This is a genomic window from Endozoicomonas euniceicola (assembly GCF_025562755.1).
GTDB lineage: Bacteria > Pseudomonadota > Gammaproteobacteria > Pseudomonadales > Endozoicomonadaceae > Endozoicomonas_A > Endozoicomonas_A euniceicola.
Genome location: NZ_CP103300.1, coordinates 3,396,421 through 3,419,872, shown reverse-complemented (window position 1 = coordinate 3,419,872; position 23,452 = coordinate 3,396,421). Strand labels below are relative to the sequence as shown.

The following is a 23,452-nucleotide window of genomic DNA, read 5'->3' as shown; positions in this document are numbered from 1 at the left end:
CATGAAACAACCTGTACGCATTGCGGTGACTGGCGCAGCCGGTAACATCAGCTACTCTCTGCTGTTCAAGATTGCCGCTGGTGAAATGCTGGGAGCTGACCAGCCAGTGATTCTGCAACTGGTTGAAATTCCACAGGCAATGGACAAGCTGCGCGGCGTAGCCATGGAGCTGGAAGACTGCTCATTCCCACTGATTCACGGCATCACCCTGCACGACAACCCATTCGACGGTTTTAAAGGCGTTCTCTACGCCATGCTGGTGGGTGCCCGTCCTCGCTCCAAGGGTATGGAACGCGCTGACCTGCTGGAAGCGAATGCGGCCATCTTCTCCGAACAGGGCAAGGCTCTTAACGAAGTGGCTAACCGTGACGTTAAAGCCCTGGTCATCGGTAACCCGGCTAACACCAACTGCCTGATCCTGTCCCGTAACGCTCCTGACCTGGACCCATCCCAGTTCTGTGCCATGACCCGCCTGGATCACAACCGCTCCCAGGGCATTCTTGGCAACAAGCTGGGCGTGAACCCTTCCGACATCGACGGTGTTGTGGTTTGGGGTAACCACTCTCCAACCATGTACCCGGATCTGCACAATGCAACCGTTCTGGGTGGTGAGTCTGTCATCGATCAGGTCGACGAAGACTGGTACAAAACTGAGTTCACTCCCCGCATCCAGAAGCGTGGTGCTGAAATCATCGAATGGCGTGGTCTGTCTTCGGCGGCTTCCGCTGCCCAGGCAGGTCTTGATCACATGCGCGACTGGGCTCTGGGCAGTGAAGGCAAGATTGTCAGCATGGGCATCATCTCCGATGGCAGCTATGGCGTCGCCAAGGGCATCTACTACTCCTTCCCATGCATCTGCGAATTCGGCAGCTACCAGGTTGTTAAAGATCTGGAAGTCAACGAATACGGCCAGTCCATGATGAAGAAGACTGAGCAGGAGCTGCTGGAAGAAAAAGCCGCTGTTGATCACCTTCTGCCTGCTGAAACCGCAGAATCCCGCGAGAACCTGAAGACCTCTACCGACGGTCAGACTCAGTTCGACAATGGTGTCGACGCGGCTTCCTCCTACTACAAGGCTGACCGTATCTGCTAATAGCTTTCCGTGTCAGCTCCAATCAGGAGCTGACTCACCCCTTCCAGCCCTATTTCTGGAAGTTCATGCTGGCGCACAGCAATTAATGAAAATCCTCTTCGCTTACATCTATAACAGGCAGGCCACAGAGTGATGTCGCCTCATTTGACACTTCGGTATCACGCCCTGCTAAAGGCGCACTTTTATCCGTCGTCGCTGTTGCCATTCCCCCTGTCGGTAGAGGTACCATGGTTGTAGTGTTCGCAGTAGTACAACTGGTCACCAGGTAGGCACTACCCTCGGAGGAGACAATCGTACTGACGGTTGTTGAATTGCCAGGGGCCGTCACAGTTTGAAGCGACGTAGTCATTACTATACCTACAGGCTCTATTTGAGACTGCACTGAAACTTGTGTCGAGCTCTTGTGTTTTCGTTTCATGTGTCGACTGTAATCAGGTTCCCGTGTAAACCCAAGTTGGCATAAATCACACCGGTAAGGACGACTCATGTCGTGAGTCCTCATATGTGTTCTTAGAGCTTTTTTTTGGGCAAAATCCCAGCTACAAACCGAACAAATGTGTGGCCGTAAAGCTGAATGGGTTCGGACGTGATTATCAAGATGTTGTCCAGTATCGAAAGAGCGATAGCACTGTGTACAGTAAAATTGCTTCTTATGGGAGTGAAGTTCACAGTGTGTATCAAGATTTACCTGTGTCAGAAAATGACGATGACAATCAATGCAGACGAAACGCGCCTGGTTGGCGTGAGTGGCCATGTGAGCGCTGAGCTCAACTAAAGTATCTGACTCTGTACGACATACTTCACAGGTGTAAGGCATACGGGTAATCACCGTTCGCAAGCGTAGCATTAAGCACTTCTGACTCTGGTTCCTAAACAATGAATCAGAAAATACCGCTCCACAGGGTTGATTACTTAACGTTAAATGATGAAAAAGTCATTGAGCTTTTAACTCAATCTCTGACACACTGGCCCTCTACCATTGGAGGGAAGCAAACCATGAGTGAGCTCGTCCTGGAAAATAATTATCAACCTACCTCAAGCGTAACCGAAATACCTGCTGTTGACAGGGAAAATGTGCTGGCAGAGCCGTTGCACAAACCATCTGAAAAAGCGGATGAAAACCAGCCGTCGTCATGTGCACCTGCAGCCAGCCTCGACCATCTGTTGTCTACCGACTCAACATCATGCCCTCTCACCGGAACTTTTCTACTTATCTGCTATCTAATTGTGAACCGAATAGTCTTTTTTTGGCAGTATTGAGGATTAATAAACAGCTATGGATAGCACAAGCAGAGCATCACCACCTAATTACGATAGCGGGGCTTCAACCAGCACTACTTATTCTGAGCCTGCATCAACCGATGCTGAGCGCACGCTTCCGCACAGAGCCATTAAGCGAGACGCCTCGTCATTCACCACCTGTGATCAGGAAGAGAAACCGGTCAAGAGACGAAAAGTTCAATTGGTTAAACAGCCGAATACATCTGAAAAAAAAAGGCAAGAAGCTAAGGCAAAACATCTGCTGGAGAGTGAAATTCTTAGAACTAAAAAAAAGAATGCAGTAAAATATGTTGAACAATGGCTAAACAAAAAAGGCGTTAATACAGATAGCCTAAAGCAAGAAGACACGACAGCGGACAAACTGGCTCAGTATGAAAAAAAACTACTTAATTTTAAAGATAATGAAATAATCAATTCATGCCAGGATTCACTTGATGAATTAGCTAAAGTCCTTGTTGATTTCAACTTAGAGAACAAGCTAAAGAAAGAACAAAAGAAGCAAAAACTGAAAATAAATATAGAAAATATTAAGCAATTAATACAAAAAACAAAAAAACTAAAAAAACATATTATTGTAGATGAAAAAATTTATGCTCGGTTAATAACCTTAAGAAGCAAGATCGCTAGACAGGTTCATTATGATAATGAGAAGGAAAGAACCAAGCATTATGCCAACGCCTTATATAATAAGGCTAAATTATTCATGAGCGACTCCTTACTAAAAAAAGAACTCAGTGAAGTAAATGAAAACATGGATTTGCTTGAAAGAGTTGCAGGAACTACTCCAAAGCCAAAAAGCGAAAAACGGACAAACTCAAATAAATGGATTAAAGAAAAGTACGAAAAAACAAAAGAAGCCTTCTCCAGACTAGAAAAAATATTACAAGAAAAATATAATATTACACTTATGACCCGCTCTGATATAAATCTGATTTATCTCGCCGAAAAAAGCATTGAACAACTCAAACAGCACAGAGAATTAGTCGCAAAAACATACACATATAAAGACTTAGAAAAATTTGCTAACAGAAGTAGCAGGTCTAAAGAAAGAAACAGAACCAATAAAGAGTACGCTCAAAAATTTAGAGATAAGAAAAACAATAGCCTAATGGATCTACAGGAGCTTCTAGGCATATCCTTAGTGAATAAAGAAGGTAATCCCGACGTAGAAAAAACGATACTAGCTGCGTGTGAATTTTTTGAAGAATTTGAGCCTGATACTCACTTGCCTACATCGTCACTTGACGCTACCGAAGAAGGGCTCTCTGCAGATTCAATTCCGACATCAACATCACCTCACTCTGAGCCATTGATTTTTGAATCAAAAAAATCAACTTGTAGTTTAAAAAACACACTCAACCTCCGAAAAGAACTTGCCTATACAGAATTGAGCGAAACTTTAAAGCACTGGCCTGCCCTTTCAACACTCCCCAGAGATGAAAAAGAACTGATCTGCGCGGCGGAATACTGTATTAATTCCATATATTGGAAAGAGCCAATAACTTATGAGGCATATCAACGATACCGCTTATCTCAACTACTAAGCAAACGTCACGATGACACTCCTCAAGAATTGATCAATGCACAACTGGACTCATTGAAAAAACAATTAATAGATGCATCGCTACACACTGAGGAAATGAACAAGAAGCAAGACGTAGAAATTATCAGGGCTGCAAACGAATACCTTAATGCTTTGCATGAAAGTCACTACGGGTAGTCTTTAAAAGGTCATTGAGCTTTTAATTCACTCTCTGGCACACTAGCCCTCGACCATTGGAGGGAAGCAAACCATAAGTGAGCTCGTTCTGGAAAATAATTATCAACCTACCTCCAGCGTAACCGAAATACCTGCTGTTGACAGGGAAAATGTGCTGGCGGAGCAGTTGCACAAACCATCTGAAAAAGTGGATGAAAACCAGCCGTCGTCATGTGCACCTGCAGCCAGCCTCGACCATCTGTTGTCTACCGACTCAGCATCATGCCTTCTTAGGGAAGCAGCAGAACATAATATACCGCTGTTGGCTGTTGGCTGTTGGCTTTTGGCTTTTGGCTTTTGGCTTTTGGCTTTTGGCGGTTGGCGGTTGGCGGTTGGCGGTTGGCGGTTGGCGGTTGGCTGTATGAGCAGCTAATAGCCAAAAGCCAACAGCCCGGTAAGTTATTGAATGCTGCGCCCCTTACCGGAACTTTCCTGCTTATCTGCTATCTAACTGTGAACCGAATTGTCTTTTTTTGGCTGTATTGAGGATTAATCAACGCTATGGATAGCATAACTACTTACGATAGCGGGGCTTCAACCAGCGCTACTTATTCTGAGCCCGCATCATCAACCTGTACTCATGGAGTACGTCAAACACATAAATCTCCTAAGCGAAAGAACCTGTTATCTATCGGGAATGACCCGATAAATCCGGAAAATCCACCCGTCAAGAAAAGAAAAGTTCAATCTTTGGAAAACGCGAAATCATCTGAAAAAGATAAGTGCGACACCAAGACGCTCAGTGCAAAAGAAAAGCTAAAAGCCGATTCTACTGCCAGACATACTTCAAGGGTTAAAACTCTCCAAAGTGAGAAATCGAAATCAGTAAAAGACATTGAAAAGTGGCTTCAATCAAGAGGGGTTGATACCGAGAGTTTAAAGCAAACAGCAACAGCAACAGCAGGAACAGACAAACTGACTCAATATAAAGAAACATTATATAAAATTAAAAATAAAGGTGAAGATGAAATATTAATAACATGTAAAAATAGTCTTGACGAACTAGCTGAATTCCTTAGTGATTTCGAAACAACTTCCAACAAAAAAAAGAACATAGAGATTCTAAGTGAACTAATACAAAACAAACAAAACCTAAAAAAACTAATTACTGTAGATGAAAAGGTAGGCAGTCAACTATTAAGCTTAAAGAAAAAGATAGGTCTACAGATTCATAGAATTAACTATGACGAAAGAAACAAGAATTATGCCAAAGCCTTATATTATAAAGCAAAATCATTAATAAGCACTCCCTTAACAGAAAGTGAAAGTAGTACAATAAATAAAAATATAAAATTACTGGCCGCAGTTGCAGGTATCTCTTCAAAAGAAAAAATTAAAAAAACTTCTGTCAAAAGCAAGAGCCGTAAAAATAAAAAAGAAAAAATAAAAGAAGCTTTTTCCAGCCTGGAAGAAAATTTACGAATAAAATACGGAATTACCATTCTAAACAGAAGTTATAACAACCTGATCTGTGTAGCTAACAAAAGTATCGAACAACTCAAACTGCATGGAAAGTTAACTCCAAAAAACTATACATACAATGAGTTGAACGAGCTTAATCAAAGTAGCAGCAGGTCTGAAAAAACAGAAGAAACCACTAAAGACCTTAATCAAAAAAAAAGAAGTAACATAAAAGATAATCTAATCAATTTACAGACACTATTAAATAAAAAATTAGTGAATAAAGCAGGTAATCCCGACGAGGAAAAAACCATACTGGCTGCGTGTGACTTTCTTGAAGAATTTCATACTAGCAGCCAAACAGTTACTCGCACACAAAGTACAGATAAAGAAAAACTCGATACTCCAAAAAGTTGGGAAAAAGAAAGGTATGAATATAGAGCAAAAATATCATTAAAACTGGAAACAATTCTACAGGATAAATACAATATCAGAATTGATAAAAAATCCAACTTGAAACTAATTTACGTTGCTAAGGAATGTATCCTCAAACTTAAGGCGAATAAAGAATTACTTAAAAAAACGTACACAGAAAATGACTTCAAAAATGTCCTATTCGAGGGTGGAAATTCCAAAAAAGAAACTTACCATCTTAATGAGAACAAGAAAAGAGAACTTCTAACAGAGTTACAGGAACATTTAAATATTTCCTCATTGAATCAATACAAAAATCCCGACATGGAAAATACCATGTTGGCTGCGTGTGATTTCCTTGAAAAACATAAGACTGATAGCCATCTACCTGAATTTGCACATAAAGCCACCGAAAAAGAGTTCACTGCAGAACCAATTCCGGCATCAACACCACTTCGCCCTGAGCCATTAATTTTTGAATCAAAAGAATCAACCTGTAGTTCAAAGAATATACACAATCTTCGAAAAGAACTTGCTTATGCTGAATTGAGAAAAACTCTAAAACATTGGCCTGCACTTTCCACGCTCTTGAAAGATGACAGAAAACTGCCCTGTGTGGCAGCGTATTGTATTTATGCCCTGCGCTGGAAAGAACCTCTTACTTTCGAGGCATACCAGCGATTCTACTTCTCTCGACGAGTCAGTGAGCGTCACGATAACACGCCCCTGTCGCATGAAGAACTGCTCAATACACAACTGGACGTATTGAAAAAACAATTAGCAGAAGTGTTACTACACCCTGAAGAAATGAGTCAAAAGCAAGACTTTGAGATTATCAGAACTGCAAGTGAATATCTTAACGAAAACCGAGAAACGGGATTATAGATACCCCCCATAAAGCCATTGAGCTTTCAGTTCAATCTCTGGCACACTGACTCCCTAACATTGGAGGAAAGCAAACCATGAGTGAGCTCGTTCTGGAAACTAATAATAAAACCACCAGCGTAACAGAAATACCTGCCATCAAGATGGAAAAGACGCCGACAGAACAGTTGAACCAACAACGGGAAGCCTTCCTCAAAAACCCTTGCCCAAGTGCCTCTGAACGGCGCGAATGGCTACAGCAGCTCAAACAGGCTTTGCTCAGCCACCAGGAAGACCTGATTCAAGCCATTGACAGTGACTTTGGCGGACGCTCCCGCCACGAAACCCTGCTGGCGGAATTTATGTCTTCCCTGAGTGATATCGCCTACGCCAGTAAACATCTGAAAAAGTGGATGAAAGCCAGCCGTCGTCGTGTACCGCTGCACCTGCAACCCGCCTCAGCCAAAGTGGTTTATCAGCCAGTGGGCGTGGTGGGCATTATTGTTCCCTGGAACTACCCTCTGTTTCTGGCTATGGGCCCCTTAGTGACTGCCCTGGCAGCTGGAAATCGTTGCATGCTGAAACTGTCTGAGTTTACCCCGGAAACCTCAAAGCTGATGGCTGACATTATTGCCAGAACCTTTCCGGACGATCTTATTACCGTGGTCAATGGCGAGGCTGACGTGGCCGCTGCTTTTTCCAGCCTGCCTTTCGACCACCTGCTGTTTACCGGTTCAACATCGGTGGGTAAGCATGTGATGCGCGCCGCTGCGGATAACCTGACACCCGTCACTCTGGAGCTGGGCGGTAAATCACCGGTGATCATAGACACTGATTTTCCATTGCAGGAAGCGGTCGAACGCATCTGCTACGGAAAATCCCTGAATGCCGGTCAAACCTGTGTGGCGCCGGATTACATTCTTATCGACAAGTCACGACAGCAAACGTTTATCGACGCCTACCTTAAGGCGTTCCGCTCCATGTACCCAACCGTCAGTGGCAACAGTGACTATTCGGCCATTATTAATCATCGCCAGTACCAACGACTTTTGTCGTTAATTCAGGATGCCAGAAACAAAGGCGCAACCATTGTCACCCTGGATGATGAAACCATTACTGACGGTTCTCGTCGTATGCCCCCCCATCTGATCCTGAATGCCACAGACGATATGGAAGTGATGCAACAGGAAATTTTTGGCCCACTACTGCCGATCATTGCCATTGATAACCTGGAAGAAGCCATTGATTTTGTTCGGGCGCGCCCCCGCCCTCTGGCACTCTATTATTTCGGGTCCGATAAACAACGCCAGAACCAGATACAGCAGAAAACCCATTCAGGTGGTGTTTGCATTAACGAAACCCTGATGCATGTTGCCATCGACGATATGCCATTTGGGGGTATTGGACCTTCAGGCATGGGTCACTACCACGGACATGAAGGGTTCCTGACCTTCAGCAAAGCCAAATCGGTCTTGTCCAAGGGGCGCTTTAACTCGGCCAGGCTGGTGTTTCCGCCTCACAACAGTCGGTTCAAACAGGCCATACTGAAGTTCCTGTCATCACGATGACGGGAGAAAACACCGTATAAGTTTGAGCCTGAAGGCTGATTTCGTTACGATTGCGCCCTGATTTGCTAACACAACCTCCATTCAGGAGGATACAGCAGGAAAAGTACTTTCGATGAGCAAAGTTATCTATCCTGGCACTTTCGACCCGATCACTAAAGGCCATATGGATCTGGTCGAGCGCGCCGCTCGCATCTTCGACGAAGTTGTTATCGCGGTGGCTGACAGCCCCAGGAAAAAACCATTATTTAAACTGAGTGAGCGGGTTCGGCTGGCCGAGGAGTGCATTGCTCACCTTGATAATGTCAAGGTCACCGGCTTCAGTACCCTGTTGGCAAAATTTCTGGAAGAACAGCAGGCAACCGTGATTCTGCGCGGCTTGCGTGCGGTTTCTGATTTTGAGTATGAATTTCAGATGGCGAACATGAACCGTGTTCTGGCGCCCTCTGTAGACAGCCTGTTTTTGACGCCTGCGGAGCAGTATTCGTATATTTCCTCAACCCTGGTGCGTGAAATCGCTTCTTTGGGTGGGGATATAACAAAATTTGTTGACCCCTGTGTTGGCAAGGCCCTGGCTGAAAAATTTGGTCAGAACGACTGAACGGGTCAAAACAGGCTTTTCGGAGAAAACCCCCATGGCTTTAGTTATTGTTGACGATTGCATTAACTGCGACGTCTGCGAACCTGAGTGTCCTAACAGCGCCATCTCCCCCGGAGATGAAATCTATGAAATTGACCCGACTCTGTGTACAGAGTGTGTGGGTCATTACGATGAGCCTCAGTGTCAGAATGTCTGCCCTGTCGACTGCATTGAACTGGACCCTGAGCACCAGGAATCCAAAGAAGAGTTGATGGAAAAGTACACGCTGATCGTCAGCGCTGCGTAATATATGCGGCTTGACGCTGTTTGATGCAAAAAAGAGGGGCATTGTTTCTGACAATGCCCCTCTTTTTATCTGCCTGTATTAAATTAGCAAACGTTTGAATTAACTCAGCCGCCGTAAATCACCCAGCTTACCGTCATCGCTATAGGATATTTCAAAGGTTCCGTGAATGCCTTCACGGGTGACATGCTGGAGCAGAATGTCATAAGGCAGGCTCATGGTGAAGCCTTCTCGGGTTCGCACCTGAACCCGGTGTTTTTTGCCTTTGTAATAGAGCAGAACCTGCTCAGAGTTCAGGCTGATTGAAAACACTGCCGTGTGCATGCTGCCTCCATTCCATGAATGATTCTTTTACACACTAGAATTTAGCAGTTTACCTTCCGCTTGTGCAAAGTTAGTGTTGCATGCACCGTTTTGAAGAAGCCTGAATCACACTGCTGTCTTATGGCTCAGGCAATGCGATCCCGGTTAACATTCTGGAAACGATTGTTAAAACTGATCGTTCTTTTGGAAAGTTTTTAACAACCCGTCATTGTTCATTACAGGGATAATGAATTTTTGGCAAAACTCTTTAGCATTTATCTCGTCTCCTTTCAACAACCTGACTGCCTTGGTAAGCAGAAAGCTTGGAAAGTAGTAAATCATCGCCCCCAAACTACCCAACCTTGCTATGTCCTTCGCTGTTTTGGTGAAGCCGGAAAGATTGGGCTCTACATGCTGTGGTAATGAGAGAGCTGCGTAAAAGAGAAGCAATGATAATCCTTTATAGAGAAGACCGATATCATCTCGCTGTTGTTTATTCGTTTCATAGAAATACGGTATACATTTATAAATATTTTCTTCTAAGTCCTTCAGGTGCTGAATTCCAAGATTCACAGAGTTATCAGGTGCTATATTTTTCGATGATTTGTTTAAATGATTAATTAACTCTTTATTAGACTTAAAAGACTGATGAGAGACCCATCTCACTATATCAAACATATGATCACTTTTAACTAAAAGCGCATCATCAGATGCCTGAGGTTCATAAATAATATTTTGAAGTCTGAACAGACTGTAACCAGAAAGTTCTGTCGAATTAAAAGTTACTTTTTCAGACAATAAAGGACCATAAAAATTAATACCTGAAATATCTTTTAAAGCCACATCCTGACTAACCAAATTAATATAAATGCTATCTGTTAGTTCAGTGATTGTCTGCGTAGGTACGAATACTTTTATTATTTTATGTCCTTTAGCTTCAGCACTTTTAATATAATTATCTATTGCAACTTCAATAGCCGGGTCATGACGATAGCTTTCATGAAAAACAGCCATAACTTCTGCTTTTGATGAGCAAACGTTCAAAACAGCAAATAATAATACAACAAATTTCAGGTGAATCCTTTTACGCATGTTTAACATTCCTTTTTATTAAATCATTAGAAGAAGAAAGCCAGTATCCGGGCTTTCTTCTGTCAAGCCAGATTTTACTGCCCCTGATCCGGTAGAGGAGGCATCAGGCCTTCGGGCATTTGCATATCGTTTGGAATCTGCATCTGCTCCATTACCTGGTTAATGGATTCGCGGATACTGGCGATCATTGCCTTGTAACCTTCATCAAAGCCGCTGTAGAACGCCAGAGTGGTTCCCTGAAGGCCTTCACTCTCCTCAGGCTTGAAAATGGCGGACTGTTTGCCTTCCGGATTCTCACCACTGAAGAATGACTCCATAGAGGTCGGTACCGTCAGCGCTACACGCCCACCCGCCATATAGCCATCAATAAAGCGATTTTTCACGAATGGGTTATCACTGCTGCCTGCTCCGGCCACCCGATAGGCATCTTCAGCTTCACACCAGCGATCCTTGTATTCACTGGCCTGCTCGCCATCCCGGCAGTCATATTCAACAATGCCCAGCTTCATAACCATACCGTTATAGCCTGCACGGTAGCCTGCCTCGAAAGGCTTTTCCTTCTGCCCTTCCAACGCTTCCCTGGAAACACTGCTGACTTCAGCACGCCTGCCATCGTTGATACCCTGGCGGAAACCTTTCAGGAAAGGACCAAAGGCTTCAGGGTCATCGGCGACTGTGCTGGCATTAAACAGGCTTTTGGCTTCGCACCAGGTCTGCTTCATTGGGTCACTGCTGTCGGCGATGGAACAGTCGTAAGATTCTTCAATGGCTGCAGGACGGTGATCATCATCGACCGCAGGCGCCACCACTTTGGGACATTCTTTGGGCTTGCTGCATCCCTGCAGAATGGCTAATACAGCCACTGCGGGCAGAAAACCTACCGAAACAACTTTACGCATTCAATTCTCCTTACGGGGACTGAACCCTAAAAACCATTGCCTGACGTCGATATGAAAACCATATAAACCACCCGGGAACCAATGATATGGGCTCAATTTAGTATTTGTTCTCCATCATTGGACGGAGCCGAGTAAATATAGTTCACAAATTCAGTCATTTTCTTTTGTCGTCTCACTATTTAGTACTGGAAACGGCTGTCCTTAAGCTGGACGCCAGAACCAAATTCGCATAACGCCTGCCAACTTTCCGGCAGCTTCTGCCTGAGCAGGGATATCAGTTGCTCAAGCGAACAATCCGCCTGACAGGCTGGCAATGCCAGCGGTTTATCATCAAAGAACCATTTAACGCCGGGCTTTCTTCCCTCACTACTGCTCACAAGAAGATCAAGGTGAGATCCATAGCCGACATTCTGAGAGCGTGGGGTGCCCATAATGGCCAGAAATGTCAGCAGGTTAAGGTCACTGGCCACATAGAGAACAAAGCGTTCGCAGTCATTACCCTTGCAGGTTTGATGGCGGGCTGGCTTGCGATTTTGTATCCGGGCCTGATTCCGGGTTTGACTCCGGGTTTGACTCCGGGTTTGACTCCGGGTTTGATAGCTTTCCAGTGTGTTGATCAGCTCCTGAATAAAGTTCGCACTCAGAAGCTGGAGCATTTCCTGATCTTTAACCAGTTCAGTGAAAAACCAGTCCAGCAAATCGGTCAGTTGCTCCTGATCTTCAGGCGTCAGATTGTCAGGCAACGGGATGTTATAAAGCTTGCGGACAAAAACCGCATCCATCAGGGGGATCAGAGAAAAAATCTGTTTTGGTCGGTTAGCCACTTTGGCCCAGTACGCGAAGCGGTCGCCATAGCTCGCTTTTTTCTGTTGCCATGTGGTGCTGGTTTCCAGAGCTTCCATACGTTTCACAAACCCCGGGCAGATATGATGAGTACTGAACAGAAAGTCCGATTCCGGAGGATAGGCAAACAAAGGAGGAATCTGCGTTTGATTCGGCAGGCCGGTTTCAGAGACTCCTGCGGGGTAAAAGCCCTGAAGAACGGCATTGGCAGACTGGATGGTACGGTTCAGGCTTTTAGCAATATGTCGGCTATAACCACTGTGCCAGGTTTCGGGGAAGTCATCAGTGAAGTAGCGCTGCCTGAGTTTTTTCCCCAGCTCATAACACTGCCGAGCCCCCTTTGCCGTGAGCTCAGCGTTGCCCATCGGCCAGAGTTTTTCATTTAAAGGAACCCTGGGGGAGCGATCACCATGACGAACCAGGCTGATAACCAGGTCTGGAGACTCAGCCACGGCCTCGGCCACTATAAAGTTGGGTAGCAGGTAGGCGGCGGCTAAAAAAGCTAGCAGCGCCCTCCAGCTACAGAAGTTACTCATTATTCTGTTCGCTTTAGAATTAGCTCAGCGAACAGAATAGAAAAAATTTTCTGTTTAACCAGTTTTTAGCAAAATCGTCGTAAACCCTCGCCCAATGCGGGCGGGGATATAAGACGGGAAGGCGCAGAGCCTTCCGCCATCAATCTGGTGTACTCTGGCTATTAACGTAGTCCTTCAGAGTCTCGATAGTTGCACCGCCAGCACTGCAAGCAAAGTAAGACCTTGACCGCATTAAGCCTGCTTTGCTCTGAGCAGTAAGGGAAGCAGCAGAACATAATATACCGCTTTTGGCTTTTGGCTTTTGGCTGTTGGCTGTTGGCTATTGGCGGTTGGCGGTTGGCTGTACGAGCAGCTAATAGCCAAAAGCCAACAGCCCGGTAAGTTATTGAATGCTGCACCCCTAAGGTGGGTATTCAGCATTCGCAACCGTCTTGATGATGTTGATTTGAGATTATTTACCATGACACTGATAGCCAGTTTTGGTGGTTAGGCCACCAACAGGTGCACGTGATCTTTTTCGCCATCCATTTCAAGTAACTGGCATTCCAGTTTTTCACATGCACTCTCGAACGACTCCCGTAACTGCTTGATCATATAGCCATCAAAAAGCTTTCGCCTGTACTTTGTCGTGAACACCAAATGAACAACCAGCTTGGTAACGCTATGTCGTTTGCGAAGATACCCTTTAAGCAAATCTTTATTGTGTGCGCTCACTTGAAAACCTCTTTCAAATACCTATAATATAAACTTTATATTAATGAGCACTGAAATAACGTTCCATGCTGAGAGCCACCAAAGTACGAATCTATCCAACATCAGAGCAGGCGGAATTTCTCGACCGTCAGTTTGATGCTGTGCGGTTCGTATGGAACAAGGCCCTGGCTATTAAGGAATAGTCTCCGAGTAGAAGAGGCCGTTACCGACCTCAACCCTCATAGAGCCGGACGTGCGCAACTAACGCATCCGGTTCCTCATAATTATTGGTTCACTGGCTGATAACCTCGGTAATACTGATGATGGATTCTTGGCGGTGCCAAGGGGAAACGTTTCAGGAACAGGTTGAATTTCTCCCATGTGATGTAGCTCTTCTGCGAACATCGACTGAGCCACTTTCGCCATATTATCTTCACTTTATGTTGGATGGTTCCCAGGGATTTGGCGTTGCCTGTAATACCAAAATACGCATAGTGTCCCCGAAGTTTCCGGTTCAATGCAGCGTATTGATCAATCAACGAGTCATGTCTATGTTTACGACAATAGTCGTTGAATGCCTTCAGCGTTCTGGCAATCCGCCCTTTGGCTGTTTTCCGGAATATAACAGTGTTTCCCTTCCGGGATACTCCCCAGAAGTGTGTGAATCCAAGAAAGTCAAAGGTGACCGAATTTCCACAGCGCTTGTTTTCTTTCCGGTGATTAGGCCGAAAGTCCACACACTGCGTTTTCTCCGGATGCAAATTTAACCCGTATCGTTCAAAGCGCTTAGCAAGTGCTTCTTCAAACCGACGACAGTCATCATGATTTTCAAACACCATAACACTGTCATCAGCAAACCGGGTCAGGCTGCACCGCCCTCTCATTCTTGGCAGAACTGTCTGTACAAACCAGTCATCCAATACATAATGCAGATAAATATTGGCTAATAATGGCGAAATCACTCCGCCCTGAGGCGTTCCCTGTACCGGGTAGGAAACCTCCCCGGATTCAAGAATACCTGCCTTCAACCATTTATCAATCAGCTTTCTTACCACGCCATCAACTACTCGTCTGGCGAGAAACTTCCTCAGCTGTCCATGGTCAATCGTATCGAAATACTTTTGTATATCCACGTCCAGAACCCAGTAAGCCCTGTCTCTCATAATATGGTTACGCAGGCTTTCCAACGCATGATGTGCAGACCGCTGTTTCCGGAAGCCAAATGAACAGTTGTAAAAATCCTGCTCATAGATCGGTTCCAACAGCATAACCACAGCTCTTTGGACAATCTTGTCCTCGAAGGTGGGAATACCCAACGGCCTTTTCTGACCTTTTCCCTTATCTATGTATGTACGTCGTACGGCAGGGGCACGGTATTGGCCAGATTTAATTCGATCCAGCAGATTAAGGAGATTAGACTCCAGCTGTACCGCATATATCTCGGCTGTTTGACCATCTACACCTGTCGCACCATCCTTGCGAGTCAGTTGATACGCCTGCAAAAGCCAGTTGTAATCCATATGGTGATTGAGAGAAGTGAATACCATGGCCGGGTTGTCTCTGGCCAGTATGGCTATCCGTCTCTGTTTCGTTGACACAAACATCAGTTTCTGTGCACCTCATGTGTTTCCCACAGACGGGTCAATAACTACGGTGCCCCCTTTCCTCGTCCGGGTCCTCCTGAGCGGAGTTCCCCGTTGTCATCAGTACTATGGGACACTAATACCAATCCCTTTTTCAGAATATGAGCTAAACTGAGTATAAATTTTATTGCCTACTATCTACTATTAAGATGTCTTGTTCTCCCAATTTATCCGAAGCCTTCTTTAAAGAAGATTTCCAAAACCAAGCACGACATGCCTTAGATAACAGGGAGTGTATTCGGCTGCTTGGTTTGCGGCTCTTACAAAAAGGTCTACCAGAAACAGAAGTTGCAGATTTACTCGATGTCCACCCTCAAGCAGTATACAAATGGTTATGCCGTTATAAAGAAGGAGGAGCAGAGTCTCTTAAGGATAGAGGCGGTCGTGGCAGAAAAAATATATTAACTGATGAACAAGAACAGCGATTTAAAAGTGCCGTTCTTGAACTTCAGGAACAACGTGAAGGGGGAAGAGTTGTTGGAAGAGATATCAAAGAAATGTTAAGCAAGGAATTTGGCATAGACTGTGTCAACTCAACAGTTTATAGATTACTTCATAAAGTTGGCCTTTCATGGATCTCCGGTCGAACACGTCACCCTGAGAGTGATCCAGAAGCACAGGAAGCGTTTAAAAAAAATTCAAAGATGAGGTACAGCAAAGGATACCGGAAAGTGTAGATCTAAAAAATGTTGATGTTTGGTTTCAAGACGAAGGACGCTTTGGTCAACAAAACACTATCAGCAGAATTTGGGCTCCTAAAGGAAGTCGACCAGGATTAATTCGGCAACGCCAATTCAAATATGCTTATATGTTTGGAGCCGTCTGCCCAGAACGAGATAAAGCTATTGCCTTAATACTTCCGATGGCTAATACAGAATCAATGGCTCTTCTTTTAAATGAGATTTCTAAAGTAACACCTGAAGGACAGTATGCGGCAGTGGTGATAGATAATGCTGGATATCATCACGCAAATGATCTTCCCGAATATGACAACCTGGTGCTAATTCCATTACCTCCTTATTCACCAGAGCTGAATAGTTCAGAACAACTTTGGGAGTGGTTGAGAGAACATGATTTATCCAATAGGTCTTTCAAAAATTATGATGCCATCGTTGATGCACTCTGCGATGGATGGAAAAAGCTTACTTCTGAAGTTGGCCGTTTAAAAAGTTTATGTTCCAGAAGCTGGGCTACTTTATCATAATTTAAAAACGGAATTGGTATAAGACTTCCAGTACCTACTACCCGGTCACTTATGAATTCGCTTCCGGACTCCTGAGAGTTGCTTCATATTCGCTCCGCCGGGTCTGAAGCATAACCTGACGACCGGGTTCTTTTCAGCCATAGAACCAATGGCTGTCTTACTCAGGTCAATACTGGACCTCGCAGGTTCCTGAGAAATCCATCCTGTACCTATGCCCTAGCCTCGGATCCCGGTCGGGCTGGATTTGCCTCACCTTACCGGCAGCCCAGTGCTGACTCCATCTTCCAGAGAATGAAGCCCACCAACGATGCAATTATTTCGAGACTCAATCCCACGGCTTTAGTACCCGCTGTATACGCTTCACAGCCAGCGTTACCACTGACTATGCAATACTCGCTTCCGGCTGATGGTTAGTCTTTACCGGGCAGGAGTCGAACCTGCTGGATTTCAACGAATGATTTCAACTCATGGAGCCTCCCACATTCTCAGGCTTAGCCTGTCGCAACCAGAATAACTTCCGGATTTCCCCTGAGGCCGTAGATTAGGGATAATAGCCTCAGCAGTAACAAGTGCAGGAAGTTATCTTGAGCCATTATTCTCCAGCCGTCGCCATTCAGATGATCCGTTTCTACAATACCCTCAATGAGCGTGATCGCAGGCGTTACGCTGCTGTCGAGGCTGTTAAGCTTGGGCATGGCGGCATTGCATTCATATCTAAGTTATTAAACTGTGATCCAAAAACCATTAACCGTGGCATTACTGAACTCAAATCAGAAGAACAACTGAACTCTGTCCGGCAGAGAAAAAAAGGGGTGGACGAAAAACACTGATCGAGAAAAATCCCAAGGTCGTTGATAACTTTCACTTGGTTTTACATAACCACACTGCGGGAGACCCGGTACGACAGGGCTTGAAATGGACTAACCTTTCCCGTCGCAAGATATCCAGAAAACTCAAGGAACTTGGAACTCCTGCCAGTAAAAACATCGTTTCCCGCCTGCTTCATGAGAGTGGCTACCGTCGTCGTAAACCACAGAAAAAACAAACCATGGGTCAAAATGCCGATCGCAATGCTCAATTTGAAAAAATTACCCATTTGCGAAAAGAGTATCTTGATGCGGGCAAACCAGTGATCAGTATCGACACCAAAAAGAAAGAATTGCTGGGTAATTTTTATCGTGAAGGCATTGTTGATTCTGCAGAACCGGTTATCGTTAATGACCATGATTTCCCCAGTGCCAGCGATGGCAAGGTCATTCCTCATGGAATTTACGACCTGAGCAAAAACACTGCGTCCCTGCATCTTAACGCCAGCCATGATACGACTGAATTTGCATGCGAAAGCATTGAACTCTGGTGGCATGAGCAGGGTCGACGAGACTATCCAAATCATAACGAGTTGCTCATTTTATGTGATGGCGGAGGCAGTAATAGTGCGTTGACGTATATTTTCAAGGAAGATTTACAAGCACTGTCAAATCGCCTGGGTTTGGCAATACGGATAGCGCACTATCCACCATACTGTTCCAAATACAACCCAATAGAGCATCGCTTATTTCCCCATGTGACGCATGCCTGTAAGGGGGTATCACTGGAAAGCATCGAAACAGCAGCACACTACATGAGCAAAACAGAGACAACCACAGGTCTTGCAGTGACAGTCAGGATTATCGACAAAGTCTTCGAGACTGGCCGGAAGTATGCGGCTGATTTCAAGAAAAACATGACCATTCAGTTCGATAAGTTTCTACCAAAATGGAACTATAGAGCTATTCCTGCCACTGGATGAAATCTGGAAGTTATTTCGGGACTATCCCTAAGGTTCATTATTACAAGGCTCGTGGGCAGAGCCTTTCTCCCAAAAAACACCTGAAGCCCTTGCTGGCAAAAGCCAAGAAAAGCCGAAAGTACTCATGGCTGAAAAACGCTGACTCTATTGCACTGCAACAGGCCACTATCAATCTGGATACGGCCTTTCAAAACTTTTTCAATCCCAAATTGCAGGCAAGATTTCCTCGCTTCAAGAAAAAGCATGGCAAGCAAGGTAGCTACCATTGTACGTCTGTCTCTGTGGGCGATAACTGGATAAAAATCCCCAAGTGCAAGCCTATAAGGGCTAAAGTGCATCGTGAAATAGTGGGTAAGGTGAAGTCTATCACCCTGAGCAGAACGCTAACCGGCAAGTATTTTGCCTCCATATTGGCTGATGATACCCAGGAACAACCAAAACAGATTGATAATCTTGAGGCTAATCAGGTTGTCGGTGTTGATATGGGGATTACTGATCTGGCTATCACCAGTACCGGCCATAAGACTGGCAATCCTCGCTTTCTGAAAAAAGCACAACGTAACCTGAAAAGAAAACAACAGGCTCTATCTCGCTGCAAGAAAGGCTCAAAAAGTAGGCACAAAGCCCGTTTATTGGTGGCAAAGGCGCATGAGCGTGTAGCCTTTGCCCGTAATGATTTTCAGCATAAGCTATCAAAACAACTCATCGACGAAAACCAAGCGGTGATTGTGGAGACACTGAAAGTTAAAAACATGCTCAAGAACAAGCGTCTTGCTCGTTCTATTGCTGATGCTGGCTGGCATTCACTGATAACCAAACTCGAATACAAGGCAAAGCAGGAAGGTAAACATCTGGTGAAGATAGACCAGTGGTTTGCATCCTCTAAAACTTGCTCAGTCTGCGATTTGAAACAGGAAAAAATGCCATTGAGAATCCGATCATGGGAGTGTAGCTGTGGTGCTATCCATGACCGGGATATTAATGCAGCTCGCAATATCAAGAAGCAAGGCATATTGAAATTAAAGGCGGAAGGACTGTCCGTTTCTGCTGATGGAGGCTTGCGTAAATCCGGCATACTGTCGGTTGCTGCCTAAGAAATCAGAAGCCTCACCCGATAGGGTGGGGAGCCGTCACTCTTTTCCAACCAGAGTTTCGCTGATTCCCATGGCCTGTTTGACAATACACTCTTTGATTAAATGAGAATCATTAGCCAGATTTAAACCCGTATTACGCAACCAGCGAATAGCCAGGTCGTCAGCATGAAACAGATGCTGAAAGCCATCCATCGCCGCTAGCATGGTCATGTTGGCACCTTTACGATGACGTTGATAACGCCCAAGAATATGCTTACCCGCAATGTCGTCGTCGCGCTCACAGGCACGAATTAATTCCCTGCTTAACGCTTCAACATCCTGCAAGCCCAGGTTAACCCCCTGTCCCGCCAGAGGATGAATGGTATGACAGGCGTCTCCTACCAGCACAATGCCTTGCCGGTAATAGTGTCTGGCGTGTCGATGTTTCAGGGGGAAGCGGTAACGTTTATCGGTTCGGATAACAGTGCCCAGACGTTGTTCAAAAGCTCTGCCTAACGCTTTGCAGAAGGCATCTTCGTCAAGCGCTATCACAGCGTCAGCACGCTCAGGCAGTAGTGACCAGACAATAGAACAGTAATGTTTGCCGTCCTGATCAGGCACAGGCAGAAAGGCCAGGGGGCCGGTATCGAGAAAAATCTGCCAGGCTGTATCCTGATGGTGTTTTTCAATTTCAACCGTAGTAACAATGGCATGATGCAGACAATCTTTTTGTGACTGGGGAATGCCGGCCCATTTTCTTACCGCAGATTCAGCGCCATCAGCGCCCACCAGCAACTGGCAATGAAAAGCCTGTCCCTTTTCAGGCACTACCTCATAACCTGCTTCAAGTGGCCTGAATGACAGTTCACCGGAGGCTTCCAACAGGTCAACCGAAGTATCCTCCAGACCTTTTAGCAAAGACGCCCGAATCACCGGATTTTCAACAATATACCCCAGCTGTGGATAACCCACCGACCCGGCATCAAAGGTTATTTCTCCGGTACCTTCGCCATCCCAGACCCGCATGTGCCGGTATGGACACACCCTTTGGAATCTCATGGTGTCCCAGACACCCAGACGCTTGAACAGCTGTACTGAAGCTTCTGTCAGCGCACTGACCCGTGGAGAGTAAGGGGCATTTTCGGCAATCAGTCCAGGCTTCAGACTGTGCTGGTCAATGATGACAATTCGCAGAGAGGTATCACTCAGACTCAGCGCCAGGGCAGCGCCCACCATGCCGCCACCGACGATGGCAATATCATAGTTCTTCATAACAACGTACTCCTTCCCTGCCTGATCAAAGCCCCATGGCTTTTCGTGCAAAACGGGTTTTCAGACGGCGACTGACATTTAATCCGGTCAGGCCAAGGTTACGGGCCAGAATCACCCCCACCTCTTTTCGGGCAAACAGTTTGACCAGATTGTCACAGAAATCCAGCGTCATCGCCTGGTCCCGTTTCTGACCTTCAACATACTGCAACAACTGACTCAGCTGACCAGGAGATTTCCCCGCAACCAGAGAGTCCAATATATTACCGGCCAGCGCCATAGCGTCCCTGATCGCCAGATTGTATCCCTGACCGGCGACAGGGTGCATGGCATGGGCGGCATTGCCCAGCACCACAAGACCCGGGCGAACCTGCTCTCTGGCAACGGTTAATGCCAGTGGGTAACTGTTTCTCTGACCCAGCCGGACAAACCGCCCGGCGCGCGTGCCAAATCGTTGTTGCAGTCGTTCCATAAACGACTGTTCATCCAGAGCCATATAATCATCAATCTGCCGGTTTGGCAGTGTCCATACCAGACCATAACGGTAATCCCCGGCTTCAGTGCCTTTCAGGGGCAATAACGCCATCGGGCCTTCACCGGCAAACCGTTCATAGGCGATACCGGCGTGAGGACGGTCAAGGGACACATTCGCCACCAGCGCGTGCTGTTGATAATCAAACTGTTTGCGAGTTATGTGCAGTTTATCCAGCAGTGACGAACGACCACCATCTGCAAGAATCGTCAGGTTTGAGTGATAGTTATTTTGATAGCCACTCTGCTTATTCCCCACCATCACTTCAACCGTCATGCGGGCTTCTGGCAAAGGCTTCATGCCAGTGACTTCAGCAGGGCTTAACACCTCGATCAGTTGCTGGTCACGAAAAGCTTTCAGACGTTTAAGTAACACCTTACCCAGACGAAAGTTCTCGATCACATACCCCAGCGCCGGAACATTTTCTTCATTGTGGTTGAGATGCGTCTGACCAAAATGCCCTCTGTCCGAAACATGGATATCAAGAATAGGCGTTGCGTCGTCACACAGCTCTTTCCAGATACCCAGCTGCTCATAAATAAGACGAGTGCCGTATGAAAGCGCCGACGCCCTGGCATCATAGCTGGGCGGGGTATCTCTGGGTTCATCAAGATCATGGCTTTCGATCAGCCCGACCTTTAACTGATGACTTTTTATAACAGGCTCCAGCGCGCACAGCAGGCTGACACCGACCAGCCCTCCTCCGATAATCAGGATATCGAACTGCTTCTCCGTCATATCACCCCCCAAGTCTATTAACCATAAAGAGCATTCACCATAAAGAGCCGTTCATGGCTGTTTGTATTTATTATTGACAATGTAAATACAGCTCATGGCTGTTTAATGCAGACGACCACTTTCTGCGGCAGGCACCGGCGCTGCCGTTTCTTCGTCTGAATTCATTTCCGCAAACACATTGAGCAGCGCCATACGCACATATTCACTGACTTCCAGAAAAAAGCGTTCGGTCTCATCGCTTTCATCGGATTCCTGAATCTGGGCAATCTCAGAGAAATCATGCAGGATGCCGTTCAGGTCATCGCTCAGCTGTTTGTTGGCAGCACTTTCACCAAAACCTGAGAGAAAACCATGACACCAGAGACCCAGTGCTTCAGTGCGCTGTTCCATCGATTCTTCATCATCGGGCAGAAGTACCTGAATGCCGAAGTCGCCCCGCTCCAGTTGCGAGCGAGTACTTTCGTACATAACAGCAAAGTGTTGCAGGCTCACTTCATCCAGCGGTTCATCGCCCAGCATACCAGCCACCTGACGCTGCCAGGCTTCTACCCCCGGACGCTCACCACCTGCCAGCAGGCCGCACAGCAAGCCATGCAGCTCCGATGGGTGACTGCCACCGCCCAGCTCTACCAGTCTGTCTGCCAGTTCATCAAAAGGGATGGGCTCGTGACCCAGTTCGTTGTGAGACATGTCTCTAAAACCTGAATACATTAATGCAGCTAGTTTACCAGATGTTGGCACCCTTCTCGCCGTGAGTCTCTTCTAACAGGCACTGTCGCTATGGCTGGAGAATTTCGCAAGGTTCGTTAATCGGGAACGTTATGATATTGCAGAAACCCATTTTTCTGCAGGTTTTGAATCTGTTCTTTATCTCCCTGAATAATCACAGGGCTCATGCCAGGGGATAGCCATTGAATAAGTTCAAGAATTTTTTCCCGGCTCATTGCCGTACACCCGACGGTTGGTTTGTCCTCACCTCTCCAGACGTGAATAAATATACAAGAACCTATTTCAGAACTGACTTCTGGTATCAGGCCAAACTCGTATAAATTATCCTGGTCGTAGACATCACGGCGCATTTTTTCTGCACTTTTCCAGTCAGCGATTATGTTTTCGTCACGACTGTCAACAATCTGGTTATAATACTTTGAGCCAGGGTCATCAATACACAGGGACGATGTCTTCAAAGCAACCCAGGGCATGCTAACCCCTGCTGGAGCTTCAGGGCTATAACCAAAAGCACGGGCTAGTTTAAAAATACCGGAAGGGCTTTTTTGATCCCCCTCCTTCTGTTTATTCAAGCCATTACGCCCTAATACAACAGGAATGTCTGAACAGGTTTTATACCACTTCCCTCCGTTCTTTTGATAACAGAACATCTGTCCTTTGTTATCTGTGCCCTGATCGGCAACCACCAGAACTTGCTGCCTGGACAGCATTAACAATTGGCGGGTGGACTCAGATAATAAGTGACAGGGCGTTTTTTGCGATATAGAGATTAGCAATATGAGACCCAAGTAATATTTAAATTTCATTCGGAATAAAACCTTACCCCATCAGGCAAACACACCTGTCAT

The 23,452-nt window shown here is 45.8% G+C and carries 24 protein-coding genes and 3 pseudogenes; 14 read left to right on the top strand and 13 right to left on the bottom strand.

Going from position 1 to position 23,452, the window contains the following annotated elements:
• The first annotated feature begins 1 nt into the window (after position 1).
• A complete protein-coding gene (locus tag NX720_RS13815; RefSeq protein ID WP_262595389.1) occupies positions 2-1,093 on the top strand; it encodes a malate dehydrogenase in 1,092 nt (363 codons plus the stop codon).
• 82 nt (positions 1,094-1,175) lie between these two features.
• Here the strand turns inward: NX720_RS13815 and NX720_RS13810 are convergent, their stop codons facing one another.
• Complete coding sequence (locus tag NX720_RS13810) at positions 1,176-1,442, bottom strand: hypothetical protein (protein WP_262595388.1); 267 nt, start codon at positions 1,440-1,442, stop codon at positions 1,176-1,178.
• A 147-nt stretch (positions 1,443-1,589) separates the two neighbouring features.
• Positions 1,590-1,847 (bottom strand): annotated as a pseudogene (locus NX720_RS27155) (C2H2-type zinc finger protein); the annotation flags it as partial.
• A 122-nt stretch (positions 1,848-1,969) separates the two neighbouring features.
• Between NX720_RS27155 and NX720_RS13805 the strand changes: the two are divergent.
• The 7 genes from NX720_RS13805 to NX720_RS13775 all read left to right on the top strand — a co-directional run bounded on the left by NX720_RS13805 (position 1,970) and on the right by NX720_RS13775 (position 9,264).
• Complete coding sequence (locus tag NX720_RS13805; RefSeq protein ID WP_262595387.1) at positions 1,970-2,353, top strand: hypothetical protein; 384 nt, start codon at positions 1,970-1,972, stop codon at positions 2,351-2,353.
• 16 nt (positions 2,354-2,369) lie between these two features.
• A complete protein-coding gene (locus NX720_RS13800) occupies positions 2,370-4,094 on the top strand; it encodes a hypothetical protein (RefSeq protein ID WP_262595386.1) in 1,725 nt (574 codons plus the stop codon).
• 151 nt (positions 4,095-4,245) lie between these two features.
• On the top strand, positions 4,246-4,506 hold the full coding sequence (locus NX720_RS13795) for a hypothetical protein (RefSeq protein ID WP_262595385.1): 261 nt from the start codon (positions 4,246-4,248) through the stop codon (positions 4,504-4,506).
• A gap of 128 nt (positions 4,507-4,634) precedes the next feature.
• Positions 4,635-6,833, top strand: coding sequence for a hypothetical protein (locus tag NX720_RS13790; protein WP_262595384.1), 2,199 nt, complete (start codon positions 4,635-4,637; stop codon positions 6,831-6,833).
• A 77-nt stretch (positions 6,834-6,910) separates the two neighbouring features.
• A complete protein-coding gene (locus tag NX720_RS13785; protein ID WP_262595383.1) occupies positions 6,911-8,380 on the top strand; it encodes a coniferyl aldehyde dehydrogenase in 1,470 nt (489 codons plus the stop codon).
• Between the two features lie 112 nt (positions 8,381-8,492).
• On the top strand, positions 8,493-8,978 hold the full coding sequence (gene coaD, locus NX720_RS13780) for a pantetheine-phosphate adenylyltransferase (RefSeq protein ID WP_262595382.1): 486 nt from the start codon (positions 8,493-8,495) through the stop codon (positions 8,976-8,978).
• A gap of 34 nt (positions 8,979-9,012) precedes the next feature.
• Entirely contained in the window at positions 9,013-9,264 is a 252-nt protein-coding gene (locus NX720_RS13775; RefSeq protein WP_262595381.1) for a YfhL family 4Fe-4S dicluster ferredoxin, read from the top strand.
• Positions 9,265-9,363: 99 nt separating this feature from the next.
• Here the strand turns inward: NX720_RS13775 and NX720_RS13770 are convergent, their stop codons facing one another.
• The 6 genes and pseudogenes from NX720_RS13770 to tnpA all read right to left on the bottom strand — a co-directional run.
• The gene (locus NX720_RS13770; protein WP_262565594.1) at positions 9,364-9,585 is read right to left on the bottom strand and encodes a DUF2835 family protein; all 222 of its coding nucleotides are present in this window, start codon (positions 9,583-9,585) and stop codon (positions 9,364-9,366) included.
• A gap of 165 nt (positions 9,586-9,750) precedes the next feature.
• Positions 9,751-10,656: a hypothetical protein gene (locus tag NX720_RS13765; RefSeq protein WP_262595380.1), complete on the bottom strand. Its 906-nt coding sequence runs from the start codon at positions 10,654-10,656 to the stop codon at positions 9,751-9,753.
• A gap of 74 nt (positions 10,657-10,730) precedes the next feature.
• On the bottom strand, positions 10,731-11,555 hold the full coding sequence (locus NX720_RS13760) for a hypothetical protein (RefSeq protein WP_262595379.1): 825 nt from the start codon (positions 11,553-11,555) through the stop codon (positions 10,731-10,733).
• 179 nt (positions 11,556-11,734) lie between these two features.
• Complete coding sequence (locus NX720_RS13755; RefSeq protein WP_262595378.1) at positions 11,735-12,934, bottom strand: histidine phosphatase family protein; 1,200 nt, start codon at positions 12,932-12,934, stop codon at positions 11,735-11,737.
• Between the two features lie 139 nt (positions 12,935-13,073).
• Positions 13,074-13,187 (bottom strand): annotated as a pseudogene (locus tag NX720_RS13750) (IS200/IS605 family transposase); the annotation flags it as partial.
• A gap of 146 nt (positions 13,188-13,333) precedes the next feature.
• A pseudogene (tnpA, locus tag NX720_RS13745) lies at positions 13,334-13,648 on the bottom strand (IS200/IS605 family transposase); the annotation flags it as partial.
• A gap of 65 nt (positions 13,649-13,713) precedes the next feature.
• Here tnpA and NX720_RS13740 point away from each other — a divergent pair.
• Positions 13,714-13,830 carry a helix-turn-helix domain-containing protein gene (locus tag NX720_RS13740; protein WP_262595377.1) on the top strand — a complete coding sequence of 39 codons (117 nt, stop codon included), beginning with the start codon at positions 13,714-13,716 and terminating at the stop codon, positions 13,828-13,830.
• An 81-nt stretch (positions 13,831-13,911) separates the two neighbouring features.
• On the opposite strand, the gene ltrA is transcribed toward NX720_RS13740, so the two are convergent.
• On the bottom strand, positions 13,912-15,225 hold the full coding sequence (gene ltrA / locus NX720_RS13735; protein WP_262595376.1) for a group II intron reverse transcriptase/maturase: 1,314 nt from the start codon (positions 15,223-15,225) through the stop codon (positions 13,912-13,914).
• 194 nt (positions 15,226-15,419) lie between these two features.
• Here ltrA and NX720_RS13730 point away from each other — a divergent pair, with 194 nt between their 5' ends.
• From NX720_RS13730 to NX720_RS13710, 5 genes are all read left to right on the top strand, one after another.
• Positions 15,420-15,947 (top strand): IS630 family transposase, encoded by a 528-nt coding sequence (locus tag NX720_RS13730; RefSeq protein WP_262595375.1) that lies wholly within the window; start codon positions 15,420-15,422, stop codon positions 15,945-15,947.
• Complete coding sequence (locus NX720_RS13725) at positions 15,932-16,474, top strand: IS630 family transposase (RefSeq protein ID WP_262601579.1); 543 nt, start codon at positions 15,932-15,934, stop codon at positions 16,472-16,474. The genes NX720_RS13730 and NX720_RS13725 overlap by 16 nt, the downstream gene beginning before the upstream one ends.
• Before the next feature lie 584 nt (positions 16,475-17,058).
• Positions 17,059-17,304, top strand: coding sequence for a hypothetical protein (locus NX720_RS13720; protein ID WP_262595374.1), 246 nt, complete (start codon positions 17,059-17,061; stop codon positions 17,302-17,304).
• Positions 17,244-18,263 (top strand): ISAzo13 family transposase, encoded by a 1,020-nt coding sequence (locus NX720_RS13715; protein WP_318654112.1) that lies wholly within the window; start codon positions 17,244-17,246, stop codon positions 18,261-18,263. The genes NX720_RS13720 and NX720_RS13715 overlap by 61 nt, the downstream gene beginning before the upstream one ends.
• Positions 18,260-19,357 (top strand): RNA-guided endonuclease InsQ/TnpB family protein, encoded by a 1,098-nt coding sequence (locus tag NX720_RS13710; RefSeq protein WP_262595373.1) that lies wholly within the window; start codon positions 18,260-18,262, stop codon positions 19,355-19,357. Before NX720_RS13715 ends, NX720_RS13710 begins: the two co-directional genes overlap by 4 nt.
• Before the next feature lie 36 nt (positions 19,358-19,393).
• On the opposite strand, the gene NX720_RS13705 is transcribed toward NX720_RS13710, so the two are convergent.
• From NX720_RS13705 to NX720_RS13690, 4 genes are all read right to left on the bottom strand, one after another.
• Positions 19,394-20,608 carry an FAD-dependent monooxygenase gene (locus NX720_RS13705; protein ID WP_262595372.1) on the bottom strand — a complete coding sequence of 405 codons (1,215 nt, stop codon included), beginning with the start codon at positions 20,606-20,608 and terminating at the stop codon, positions 19,394-19,396.
• Positions 20,609-20,633: 25 nt separating this feature from the next.
• Positions 20,634-21,875 (bottom strand): 2-octaprenyl-6-methoxyphenyl hydroxylase, encoded by a 1,242-nt coding sequence (gene ubiH, locus NX720_RS13700; RefSeq protein ID WP_262595371.1) that lies wholly within the window; start codon positions 21,873-21,875, stop codon positions 20,634-20,636.
• 102 nt (positions 21,876-21,977) lie between these two features.
• Complete coding sequence (locus tag NX720_RS13695; protein ID WP_262595370.1) at positions 21,978-22,565, bottom strand: UPF0149 family protein; 588 nt, start codon at positions 22,563-22,565, stop codon at positions 21,978-21,980.
• Positions 22,566-22,681: 116 nt separating this feature from the next.
• Positions 22,682-23,314, bottom strand: coding sequence for a L,D-transpeptidase family protein (locus NX720_RS13690; protein WP_262595369.1), 633 nt, complete (start codon positions 23,312-23,314; stop codon positions 22,682-22,684).
• Positions 23,315-23,452: the final 138 nt, after the last annotated feature.